Here is a 12,125-nt window from a genome sequence, read left to right as displayed (position 1 = left end):
CTATACTTCCAAAGCCTCCAACTGCTTCTTACTACGAGAGTAATGCAGACAATACTCCGAGATTCCACACTGTGCACACAGAGGAGATCTTGCCAAACAGACATACCTGCCGTGAAGAATGAGCCAGTGATGTGCTTTGCTCCACAGCTCTTTGGGAATATACTTTGTAAGTCCGCTCTCCACTTTCTCCGGAGTATTGGAAGTTTGTGGAACAAGACCTATTCGTCTGGAAACTCTAAAGACGTGTGTATCTACGGCTATGGCGGGAACGTCGAAAAAGACGGAAGCAACAACATTTGCCGTCTTTCGCCCCACACCGGGAAGCTTTACCAATTCTTCTTGTTTCTCCGGGACACAACCATTAAAGTCGGATACCACAGCATTTGCCATACCATGCAAGTGCTTTGCCTTGTTGTTAGGATAGCTTACGCTCTTGATGTACTGAAATATATCATCCGGAGTAGAGGCTGCGAGTGCTTCCACGGTAGGAAACACATCGAAGAGAGCAGGTGTAACCAGATTGACACGCTTATCTGTACACTGGGCAGAAAGAATCACCGCCACTATGAGCTGATAAGCATCCGTATAGTTTAGTTCTGTTTCCGGATTGGGATTATTCTCCTTAAACCACCTTAATATATTGTCGTATCTCTCTTTTCTTGTCATTATCCCCTACTTGGCACTTTCAAACTGTTTCAAGAATCTCTTGTCATTCTCCGAGAACAGTCTCAAGTCGCTCACCCTATACTTCAGATTTGTGATGCGTTCAACGCCCATACCAAGAGCAAAGCCCGAATACTTCTTGCTGTCTATGCCACAGTTTTCAAGGACATTGGGATCCACCATACCACATCCCAGTATCTCCACCCATCCTGTGTGCTTACAGAACGAACAGCCCTCTCCTCCACAGATGTTGCAAGAGATATCCATCTCCGCAGATGGTTCCGTGAATGGGAAATACGATGGACGAAGACGGATGCGGGTATTGGCATCAAACATCTCTTGAGCAAAGAAGAGCAGTGTCTGTCTCAAGTCTGCAAACGTTACATTCTCATCTATATAAAGAGCCTCCACCTGATGGAAGAAGCAGTGTGCTCTGGCGGATATTGCCTCATTCCGATACACTCTGCCCGGGCAGATGATCCGGATGGGAGGCTTCTGTGAAGTCATCACGCGTGTCTGTACAGAGGATGTATGTGTCCGCAGAAGCAGCTCCGGAGATGTAGAGACAAAGAATGTGTCCTGCATATCACGGGCAGGATGATCGTCCGCAAAGTTCAAGCTCTCGAACACATGCCAGTCGTCCTCGATTTCAGGACCCAAGGCAATGGAAAAGCCGAGACGGTTGAATATCCTGCAAATCTCTTCCCGGACAAGACTTAGAGGATGACGCGTTCCCATCGGAATGGGATAAGCGGTACGTGTAAGATCTTCTCCGGAAGTATCTCCTTCGCTTTGCTCCAAAGATCTTTTTACCGACTCATAAAGCTCTGCCACTCTGTTTTTCAAGACATTCATAGCAGCTCCGACATCTTTCTTCTCTTCTGCCGGAACGCTCTTAAACTCAGAGAAAAGAGAGGATATAAGACCTTTTTTGCTCATGAAGCGCAACCTGAAGTTTTCCAACTCCTCATGCGTCTGGATTGATAGACCGGACAGCTCGTCCAGCAATTTCTGTATCTTCTGTTTCATTAGGCTATTATACTTCGTTTTGAGACGGTAAAATTACTAAAACTTTTGCGAAGCGACCAACCGAAGAGTGCTTTTGGCTCACCTCAAATCGAACCCGGACGCACTCCTGCTCTTGTAGAGGAAGGCAAGTATAAAGGTAGTCCAAAAAGAGATTATCGCATAGACCAGAGCCGGCTTCAGCATCTCCTGATTTTGCAAAAGCGTTCCGGTGATCAGCATTGCGAGCGAGCTGTTCTGCACGGCGATCTCGATGGCTGCCGTCATGGAACGTTTTCTGTTGAGATTACCGAGACGAGCCACCGCCAGCCCTATAAGAAACGCCAGAGTATTGACTCCGAAAGAGAGCGGCAGCAGCAGCAACAGTTCATCCTTCAGAATGCCTGCTCCGCCACTATGTTCTCCGGCGAAAAACTTAATGGTAAACACGACGGAAAGGATGATTATCATTGCGATCTTCAGAGGTCTTTGGAGCTTCTCCCGCCCCTGTTTGATCAGTTTTCTGGTAACTCCTCCGAGAAAAACCGGCACGATGGTTACCAAAAAGATATGAGCCATGCTGCGGGCAAGAGGCATCTCGATGTAGACCTCCTGATGTCCGAAAACGAGGAAAGCCAGATTCACCAGGAAAGGGATCGTAGCCAGTGCCAGCAAGCTGTTGGCGACGGTCAAAGAGAGCGACATCGCCACCTCTCCTCCAAGAAGAAAAGTGATAAGCCCGGACGTGGATCCTCCGGGACAAGCCGCCAGTATCACGAAGCCGATTTTATACTCCGGCGAGATCGGAAGCAGCAGCATCAGCCCGATCATCATCAGGGGCAGAGCCAACATCTGCCCGAAAAGTCCCACCAGTACCGGCTTCGGTTTTGCGACAAGCGAAAGATAGTCCTGCCGGCTCAGAGAGAGCCCAAGACCATACATCACCAAAGCCACGGCACCGGAGATCAGAACATCAACAATTTCGGGAGACCAACTCATACGTCCTCACATCTTAAATATACGCCCTGCAAAGATAGCCATTTCCTTCACGAAAAATCGGGAAAAGAAGCTCTTGCCAAAAAGTTGATCATCAAGCCCCGGCACGATTTGCACAAAAATTCTCTTCTCCGGCAAGGAGAAAAGGTCAAAGCACAGAGAATCAAGCATAAAAGTCCCTGCACCACGTCGGAATCCTCCTTAGGAAACGACAACGTTTTTCGCGAAAAGGCTCTAAAAATTTCGGACACAGCATTTTTTTTGTTCGGATGAAAAATTTTTTTGTTCGGATGAAAACTTATGTTCGTCCGCATAAAAAACTGACACAGTAGCAACAAAAATTTATTTTCACACCCGCGAAAAAGATTTTTTATTCCTATAAAAATAAATCTTTTATGCCAAAGAAAATACTTTTCTTACCTACGAAAATATTTTTCCTTACCTACGAAAATATTTTTCCTTACCTACGAAAATATTTTTTCTTACCTACAAAAATTTTTTTCTTACCTACGAAAATATTTTTTCTTACCTACAAAAATTTTTTTTCTTACCTACGAAAATTTTTTTTCGTGCGCACGTAAATTTTTTTTCATGCGCACGAAAATTTTTTTTCGTGCGCACAGAAATTTTTTTTCGTGCGCACAGAAATTTTTTTTCGTGCGCACAGAATTTTTTTTCGTGCCACTCTCAGGTTCCCGTTTTGGCAACACAAAAAAAGCAGTGCCGGCGCTTATCGTACCGGCACTGCCTGCTTTTGTCTGAGATGTTTTATACTCCGTCCCTTCGGGATGAGCTATTATCAATCACCGGATTCGAGGTGTACCTTCCCCCCCTTGTTCTCGGCTATCTTCTTGTGGCACGTGTCTGTGCCCGGATTGCCATAGAGGACGTTCTTATCCCCGTCTTGATCCAAAGCGATGCGCGTTGCGATGCCATCCTGTGGCATGAAGGCCGGGAAGAGAGCCTTTGGATATACGCTTCTCATATTCCTCGGTTCTTTTATTTTATCACAGATCCACTATTTCAAGATCCGAAATATTTCCTTTTCCCTCTCTGGCTGCTTTCTCCAGTTTTGCTTTATAAATTTCCACTTCTGCCTGAAGCTCCGTACAGTCCCACAAAAGCTTCTCTGCAAGTTTCTTCAACTCCTTATATTCATGTTCGTGAAGAGTATCTTTCTTTGCTTCAATTGCTTGAGAGAGGGTGCTGATCTCATTTTGCAAGTTTCCTATCTTCTCCAAAAGCGGTGTGAGCAGCTTGAGTTTTTCATTTACGGTTTTATCGGACTTCTTGATGCTGTCAAATTCCGTCCTTGCCGATTCGATATTTTGCTCAATCTGTTTCGCCTTATCTCTAAGTTCTTTGTACTCATCGGTGATCTTGCTCTTGACCGTAACCTCGCAAGTAGCAGTTTTGCCACCATCTTCCGTAGTGGCGGTGATGACTACTTTACCCGGTTTATGTGTGGTTACGCGACCTTGATCGTTTACGGAAGCGATGTCGGAAGCCGAGCTGCTCCAGATTACTGTTTTATTATCAGCATCAGCAGGAAGCACGGTGGCAAAAATAATGAAGCTCTCGCCCTCGATGATGGTCTTCTTGGTCGGATTGACCGTAATGCCGGTTACTTTTACCTCTTTCTTATTAACGGTAACCTGACAAGTAGCTGTCTTGCCTCCTTCCACCGTAGTGGCTGTAATAGTGGCACTGCCCGGTTTATGTGTGGTTACGCGTCCTTGATCATTTACGGAAGCGATGTCGGAAGCCGAGCTGCTCCAAGTAACCGCCTTGTTGTCCGCATCGGCAGGAAGCACGGTGGCTGTGATGACAAACGTTTCCCCCTCTTTTACACTCTTCTCTGTCGGAGAAACGGTAATGCCTGTTACAAGAACAGGTTTGCGGCGAACGGTTACCTTACAAGTGGCTGTCTTGCCGCCATCAACAGATGTGGCTGTGATGATCGCAATGCCCTCTTTGTGAGTGGTTACTTCCCCTTTGTCATCAACGGAAGCAACGTCCGACTTGTTTGAACTAAACGTTACAGCCTTATTCGGTACATCTGCAGGGGTAAACGTAACTTGGAGTTTGAATTTCTCCCCTGCCTCCACACTCTTTTCGGTAGGAGAAACGGTAATGTCTTCCACCACCTTAATCAGTGTTACTTTTACCTCCTGACCATAAGTAGTACCAACGGAGTTCGTTGCATACGCACGAGCATAGTAGATTTTACCCGGAGTAAGGTTGCTGACGCTCACCTTGAAGCTCCCGGTACCCTGACCTCCGGAGACTTTATCATTGGAAACAGTAGGAGCAGAACTCATGGCATAACAGACACCGCGATCCGTAACTGCCGCTCCTCCATCTGCGGTAACATTTCCCTCGCAGTCGAAACTTGTTGTGGTAACAGCCGAAACCGCTCCGGTAGAAACCGTAGGTGCTTTTGCAGGCTCTTTCTGTTCTTTCTTACATCCCATAACAGACAGGGATACAACTAATAAAAGAAATAGTACTCTTTTCATAATCATAATTTTTATTGTTCTTGATTTGATAGTCAACTCTAAAAACGCATAATACCCAAGAATAATCCAACCTATATCCGGGGCATGGTTCTCATTTATTCCCTATATATCGCAAAAATACAAATATTCAAAGAAAGAGCTCCATTTTTGGGATAAATGCTAAAACAAAAAGAGATGATAGTTCATAAAACTCTCAATAAATACTTTTAGTTTCTCATATCAAGCGCAGAATGCTGCAAGTCATGGCTTGCTTGTCTTAAATCACGCTTCGATCTGCACCAATCACGGCTTGGTTTATACCTCTAAACCTAATAAGCTCAATCTAAGAAAGTGTTTATCACATCTTTCATACAGGTTCAAACCAACAATTCGGCAGGGCAATATCAATGGTATAAGATAAAAAGAAGAGAGTCTCCGAACTTTCGCTCGGAAACTCTCTATTTGTCAGAAACGATCTTTACGGGAAAGTCTGTTCCTCAATAAACAATCGTTGTATTATTTCTCAAAATGAATGTGTTCCGGATTAGATCACACCTTGTTGAATCATTGCTTCTGCAACCTTCATGAAACCTGCGATGTTGGCACCCTTAACATAGTTGATATAACCATCTTTTTCGGTACCATACTTCACACATTGCTCATGAATGTCGTTCATGATTGCCTTAAGTCTTACATCGACCTCTTCGTTAGACCAAGACAAGTGCATTGCGTTTTGAGTCATTTCAAGACCGGAAGTAGAAACACCACCTGCATTAACAGCCTTACCAGGGCCAAAGAGGATCTTCTTTTCTACAAATAGTTCTGCCGCTTCTGCTGTACAACCCATGTTAGATACTTCACATACACAAAGAGTGTTGTTTGCAATCAACTTTTGAGCATCTTCGAGGTTAAGCTCGTTTTGTGTAGCACAAGGAAGAGCAATATCCACCTTTTGTCCCCAAGGCTTTTGACCCTTGAAGAACTCTACACCAAACTTCTTAGCGTATGGTTCAACGATGTCGTTACCACTGTTGCGAAGATCCAACATGTATTCGATCTTTTCACCGGAGATTCCGTTTGGATCGTAAACGTATCCGTCAGGACCGGAGATTGTAACAACCTTAGCACCGAGCTCGTCCAACTTCTTGGCAGCACCCCAAGCTACGTTACCGAAACCTGAAAGGGCAACAGTCTTACCTGCCAACTTGTGGCCATGTGTTTCCAAAACCTGGTTAAGGAAATAGATTGCACCGAAACCTGTAGACTCCGGTCTGAGGTTAGATCCGCCGAATGTAAGCCCCTTACCGGTGAATGTACCATGATGTTGGTGAGAAAGCTTCTTGTACATTCCGTACATATAGCCTACTTCACGACCACCAACGCCGATATCGCCCGCAGGAACATCTTCATCAGGACCGATGTTTCTCCAAAGTTCTGTCATGAAAGACTGGCAGAAACGCATAATTTCCGCATCAGAACGACCTTTTGGAGAGAAGTCGGCACCACCTTTACCACCACCCATAGGAAGGGTAGTAAGAGCATTCTTAAATGTTTGCTCGAAACCGAGGAACTTAAGGATGGACAAGTTCACAGATGGATGGAAACGGATACCTCCCTTATAAGGGCCGATTGCGTTGTTGAACTGTACACGATAACCGATGTTCACATGTACCTTACCTTCATCATCTACCCAGGGCACTCTGAAAGTGTAAACTCTGTCGGGTTCTACAATGCGGTCGATAATGTTGTGCTTTTCAAACTCAGGGTGTTGGTTGTACACCTCTTCAATAGATTGTAGCACTTCCTTTACTGCCTGAAGAAACTCTTTTTCTCCGGGATGTCTTTTCTCGAGTCTTTCGAGGACTTCGTGGATTTTCATTACAATGTAATTTTAATAAAGTGAAAATATAAACACTTAATTAGGTAATAACCTTAATTATCTTACTCCGCAAATTTAGTACTTAATACTTTCAAAACAAACGAAATCGAAGAAAAAAATAGCTTTTATATGAAAAAGGGATCGACACCGAATGAAAAACCTGTGTCAATCCCTTTTTATCTTATCTGAAAGATCAGATATATAGCTCTAAAACTCTATCTTCAATCTACGGGATGATACTCCACAAAGGCTTCGATAGCCTCATAAGAAGCCAAGCCCAAACGAGAGTAAAGATCTGCCGTTGCACGGTTGCGCTCCTCTGCACGTTGCCAGAAAAGTCTCTCGTCATTACCTAAGAAGGGAGCACTCTCCATTTGAGACTGATGCTTTAGAATAGAGTTTCTCTTGAAACGAACTTCTTCGGGGCTCATCGGGACAGCCATCTCGATGTGGTCTATCTCCCACTCTGCCCATGCTCCTCTGTACATCCAGACCTTACATTCCTGATACCACTCTTCATGTTTCACCTGATCTATTGCAGCCAGGATGGCATCCAAGCAGACTTTATGCGTGCCATGAGGATCCGCCAAGTCTCCTGCCACAAACATCTGATGAGGTTTCACTTTGCAGATCAGCTCTTTTATAATATCGACATCGGCTTGTGTCAAGTCTCCTTTTTTGATAGCTCCTGTTTCATAGAATGGCAGATCCAAAAAGTGTACATGATCATCCTGCTCAATTCCGACAAAACGACACGCTGTTCTTGCTTCTTCTCTACGAATGGTTCCCTTCATGAAACGGACCTCCGGAGTCTCTATGGAGCCTTCTTTCTTTTCATTCAAGAGATAGTTGCGAATATCCAATGCTCTTTTCATTACAGGAGAGTCTTCCTGTCCCAAATGTTCGCAAACATTTCTTAGGTAGGATACATATCTTATGACCTCTTCATCCCCCACAGCAATATTACCGGATGTCTGATAAGCAACGTGAACATCGTGTCCCTGTACAACCAATCGGCGGAATGTTCCTCCCATGGAAATAACATCATCGTCAGGGTGAGGACTAAATACAATCACTCGCTTAGGATATGGTGTCGCACGCTCAGGTCTGTTAGAGTCATCGGCATTAGGTTTACCACCGGGCCAACCGGTTATGGTATGCTGAATATCGTTGAATATCTTGATATTGACATTGTATGCCGAGCCGAACTTGGTTATAAGTTCATTAAGCCCATGTTCTGCATAGTCCTTGTTGGTCAGCTTCAAGATCGGTTTTCCGGTAAGATCACAGAGCCATACGATAGCACGACGAATAAGTTTGTCGTCCCAATCACAAGAAGTAACCAACCATGGGTGGCTGATTCGTGTAAGTTGAGAAGCAGCTTGAAGATCTACCAAAACTTTCGCTTGAGGTATCATTTGAAGCTGAGATGCCGGCAGAAGGACACTGCAATCTCCCTCTACGGTCTCTTTTATCATCTTCGCCTTATCTTCTCCAAGAGCCAAAAGGTATATCTTCTTAGCCTTAAAAATAACAGACAATCCTGCTGTGATAGCGGTTTGAGGAACTGCATCAAGAGCATTGAATGTTGTCATTGCCTCTTCTCGTGAAGTCTTATCCAAAGTTACAAGCCTTGTAATGGATGTACTCATCGCTCCGGGCATATTCAGGGCAATAGTACCTTCTCTGCCGATACCCAATATTACAAGGTCTATACCTCCAAGATCCGCTATCTCCTGTTCGTATCTGCGACTCTCTTTCTCCGTACTCTCGGAAACAGAGAATGTGTCTATTGCGTGCAGATTGCCATTAGGCATATCGACATGGGCAACAAACTCTTCTCTTATTCTTGCCGAAACTCCTTGATGAACATCTGTAAGAGGATAAAATTCGTAAAGGGGGAAAATATGCAGGTTAGACAGACTTATGCCCTCTTCCTTGTGGTATTTCACAAGAAGTTCAAAGACATTGGACGGAGTATCTCCTCCCGAAACTGCAAGCACGTACGATTTGGACTTCGATTGTGCCTGCTTCAACTCTTTTACGATAGCCTTCGCGATAACCTCCGCAGCATCACCTGCCGCGGGGAAAATCTGTGTTGGAATCTTTTCGTATCGTGTGAGCAGAGACTGCTCGTAGGCATTGGTTGGCTTGTAATATCTCTCCGGAATATGCGTTAATGCAATCTTAGAGCTTAAATTGTACCTCATATCTTTATTCTATGTTTTTATATTACGACCTTCGTTGTTAATCTATATTGACCCACCGAACCAAAGAAAAGTCCATCTTATGAGGAAGGGCAGGATGTGTGGGAAGTAGTCGAACCGCCAGCTTGTGATGTCCCGGGTTTTCGGCTTCTTTTCTGATTCTATAGTGTACTTTACTTCCATTCTGCTCGACGATCTCCAGTGGTGTAACCTCTTCCAATAGAAGTTTATTCGCATCTTCCTTATCCGCCTTTACTTCTATCAGCTCAGCAAGAAGATCTCCGGCAATATCTTTTTTATCAATGTAGAGATTTACCTCAAGCATTTCTCCCACGGTTAGAGAATGATCTCCGGTACGATCATGAACGATCATACTACAATTCTCAACTTCTACCTGATCCCATTTTTCAGCAACGTCTATCTTCCACTCTACCAACTCTTTTGCAATCTTACCGGAGTCGGCAGAAATAAGCTTGAACCGCTTTGCAAGAGGATTATAAAAACGCTCGATATAATCTTGCAGCATACGCCTCATTGTATAGTGAGGCAAGATGTAGTTCATGCTGTTCTTAATCCACTGTATCCACTCATCCGAGTACTCTTTTCCCTCTGCTCTATTATAATAGAGAGGTATGAGCTCTTCCTCAAGAATGTGGTATATGGTAGCAGCATCCAGCTGATCCTGATGGTGCTGATTTTGGAATGTCTTCTTATCGGTCAATGCCCAACCCGCCTTTTCGCGGTAGCCTTCGAACCACCATCCGTCAAGGACAGAGAAGTTCAGTACGCCATTCATAAGAGCTTTCATTCCCGAAGTACCGGAAGCTTCCAATGGTCTTGTAGGAGTATTCAGCCAGACATCCACTCCGGCAATCAGCATAGAAGCGACCTGCATATCATAGTTTTCCAAAAACAAAATCTTGCCGGAAAATTCCGGTCTCTTGGAAATATCGACGATATGCTTTATCAACCCTTGTCCTCCTCCATCTGCAGGGTGAGCTTTTCCCGTATATATAAATTGTACAGGCTGATCACTGTTATTGACAATCTTTGAAAGCCTATCCAAGTCTGTAAAGAGCAGATGAGCTCTCTTGTATGTTGCAAATCTTCTACCAAAACCGATCAATAGAGCTTTGGGATTGATGCTGTTTATAAGATCCACAGCCTTTGATGGATCTCCATTATTGCGCACCCAGTTGTCTCCGTAATGTTTTTGAATATAACGGATGAACTTTTGCTTTAGCTCTGTTCGTACTTTCCAAATCTCTTCATTATCGACATCTTGAATCTTATTCCAAACACTTTCTTGCTCTTGTGTATGACAGATGTCAGATGAGATTTTTTCTTCTATAAATGTCTTCCATTCCGGTTGTGTCCATGTTGGGAGGTGAACACCATTGGTAACATATCCCACATGAAGTTCTTTTGCAAAAAATCCTTTCCAAACAGGAGCGAACATCTCTTGAGAGACTTTTCCGTGAAGGAAGCTCACTCCATTGGCTTCTTGACAAGTGTTGAGAGCAAAGACACTCATGGAGAACTTCTCTCCCGAACCGGGATTTTCTCGTCCCATATCCACAAGTTCATGGAATGATATGCCAAGCCTATCGGCAAAACGCCCCATATATTTACCAAAGAGAGACTCGTCAAAATAATCGTGTCCGGCAGGTACCGGGGTATGTACCGTATAAAGAGAAGATGCTCGTACAAGCTCTAATGCTTGAAGGAATGTAAGACCCTCTTTTTCTATATAGTTGGCTAAACGTTCTGCATTTATAAAAGCAGCGTGTCCTTCATTACAGTGATAAATATCTTTCTTTATACCTAAACGGTTGAGAAGTTCTATACCGCCTATACCAAGAAGATACTCCTGACGCATACGATTTTCCCAATCTCCACCATAAAGCTGATGAGTGATTGTCCTATCCCATTCGTTATTTTCTTGAATGTCTGTATCTAAAAGGTAGAGTGTTACACGACCTACTGCAACCGACCAAACGTTAGCCATCAACATGTGATCCAAGAATGGAATGGATATCTGAACTTGTCTACCGTTTTCGTCAAATAGTTGTGTTATCGGAAGTGCTTCAAAATCCTGTGGTTTATATACTGCAACCTGCTGACCGTCGGATGTTATCGTTTGATCAAAGTAGCCAAAACGATATAAAAATCCGACTGCGACCAGATCTATATTGGTATCGCTTGCCTCTTTGAGATAGTCTCCGGCTAAAACACCCAAACCTCCGCTATATATCTTAAGTATGTTAGTAAGACCATACTCCATGCTAAAATAAGCCACAGATGGTTTGGTATTATCGGGCTTTTCGTCAATGTATGCTCTAAACTTCTCATAAATATCTGCTATACGAGCTTGTAGAGCAGAGTCCTCCATCACCTCCTCTATTTTAGACTGAGATAAAGATTGTAAAAGCTTTACAGGATTACCAAAGTTTTCATGCCAAACAGATGGATTGAGACTCTTGAAAAGAGCTTTCGCTTCGGGATTCCAGACCCACCATAAATTGTGAGCAATTTCGTCTAACTTAGAAAGAGACTCCGGCATTTTAGAGCTTGTAAACAAGTCTTTCCACGCAGGAGCATTACATCTTTTGTTAATTATCATACTTATTTTTATCGGATATTTTATTTACAATAGTTGCGTCTATATCAGCACAGATCCCAAGACATGAATAATTCTATCTTAAAACCTCTTATCTTATGTGTTTACAACAGCGCAAACTTACAAATTTATATCCGCGTACACAAAAATATTCAATTTGAAACCGGCTCTTTTTCATCTCTTTTTATGGATTGTATTCAAATCGTCTGAAAGAAGAAATCTAACAATAACACCTCCTGCTCTCCAACTGAAAATAT

General features: G+C 43.6%; 8 protein-coding genes. All 8 read right to left on the bottom strand.

All coding sequences use genetic code 11. The features are described from left to right. The 8 genes from nth to glgP all read right to left on the bottom strand — a co-directional run bounded on the left by nth (position 1) and on the right by glgP (position 11,871). Positions 1-666, bottom strand: a complete 666-nt coding sequence (gene nth / locus HQ29_RS00165; protein WP_036791993.1) for an endonuclease III — start codon at positions 664-666, stop codon at positions 1-3. Between the two features lie 6 nt (positions 667-672). Beyond that, entirely contained in the window at positions 673-1,692 is a 1,020-nt protein-coding gene (gene pheS / locus HQ29_RS00160) for a phenylalanine--tRNA ligase subunit alpha (protein ID WP_036791990.1), read from the bottom strand. 78 nt (positions 1,693-1,770) lie between these two features. Next, positions 1,771-2,667 (bottom strand): bile acid:sodium symporter family protein, encoded by an 897-nt coding sequence (locus tag HQ29_RS00155; protein WP_036866794.1) that lies wholly within the window; start codon positions 2,665-2,667, stop codon positions 1,771-1,773. A 796-nt stretch (positions 2,668-3,463) separates the two neighbouring features. Beyond that, on the bottom strand, positions 3,464-3,649 hold the full coding sequence (locus tag HQ29_RS00145) for a hypothetical protein (RefSeq protein WP_036866790.1): 186 nt from the start codon (positions 3,647-3,649) through the stop codon (positions 3,464-3,466). Between the two features lie 22 nt (positions 3,650-3,671). Beyond that, positions 3,672-5,183, bottom strand: coding sequence for an Ig-like domain-containing protein (locus tag HQ29_RS09780; protein WP_161781541.1), 1,512 nt, complete (start codon positions 5,181-5,183; stop codon positions 3,672-3,674). A gap of 523 nt (positions 5,184-5,706) precedes the next feature. After that, complete coding sequence (gdhA, locus tag HQ29_RS00135) at positions 5,707-7,041, bottom strand: NADP-specific glutamate dehydrogenase (protein WP_036866788.1); 1,335 nt, start codon at positions 7,039-7,041, stop codon at positions 5,707-5,709. A gap of 221 nt (positions 7,042-7,262) precedes the next feature. After that, positions 7,263-9,251, bottom strand: coding sequence for a glucosamine-6-phosphate deaminase (locus HQ29_RS00130; RefSeq protein WP_036866786.1), 1,989 nt, complete (start codon positions 9,249-9,251; stop codon positions 7,263-7,265). 37 nt (positions 9,252-9,288) lie between these two features. Next, positions 9,289-11,871, bottom strand: coding sequence for an alpha-glucan family phosphorylase (gene glgP / locus HQ29_RS00125; RefSeq protein ID WP_036866783.1), 2,583 nt, complete (start codon positions 11,869-11,871; stop codon positions 9,289-9,291). Positions 11,872-12,125 lie beyond the last annotated feature (254 nt).

Source organism: Porphyromonas canoris (assembly GCF_000765975.1).
Taxonomy (GTDB): domain Bacteria; phylum Bacteroidota; class Bacteroidia; order Bacteroidales; family Porphyromonadaceae; genus Porphyromonas_A; species Porphyromonas_A canoris.
This window is presented reverse-complemented; position numbering and strand designations above follow the sequence as displayed.

Bases quoted from the DNA above. Each gene is read 5' to 3' on its own strand.
- nth (WP_036791993.1), bottom strand. From the start codon at position 666: ATGACAAGAAAAGAGAGATACGACAATATATTAAGGTGGTTTAAGGAG.
- HQ29_RS00155 (WP_036866794.1), bottom strand. From the start codon at position 2,667: ATGAGTTGGTCTCCCGAAATTGTTGATGTTCTGATCTCCGGTGCCGTG.
- gdhA (WP_036866788.1), bottom strand. From the start codon at position 7,041: ATGAAAATCCACGAAGTCCTCGAAAGACTCGAGAAAAGACATCCCGGA.
- HQ29_RS00145 (WP_036866790.1), bottom strand. From the start codon at position 3,649: ATGAGAAGCGTATATCCAAAGGCTCTCTTCCCGGCCTTCATGCCACAG.
- HQ29_RS09780 (WP_161781541.1), bottom strand. From the start codon at position 5,183: ATGAAAAGAGTACTATTTCTTTTATTAGTTGTATCCCTGTCTGTTATG.
- pheS (WP_036791990.1), bottom strand. From the start codon at position 1,692: ATGAAACAGAAGATACAGAAATTGCTGGACGAGCTGTCCGGTCTATCA.
- HQ29_RS00130 (WP_036866786.1), bottom strand. From the start codon at position 9,251: ATGAGGTACAATTTAAGCTCTAAGATTGCATTAACGCATATTCCGGAG.
- glgP (WP_036866783.1), bottom strand. From the start codon at position 11,871: ATGATAATTAACAAAAGATGTAATGCTCCTGCGTGGAAAGACTTGTTT.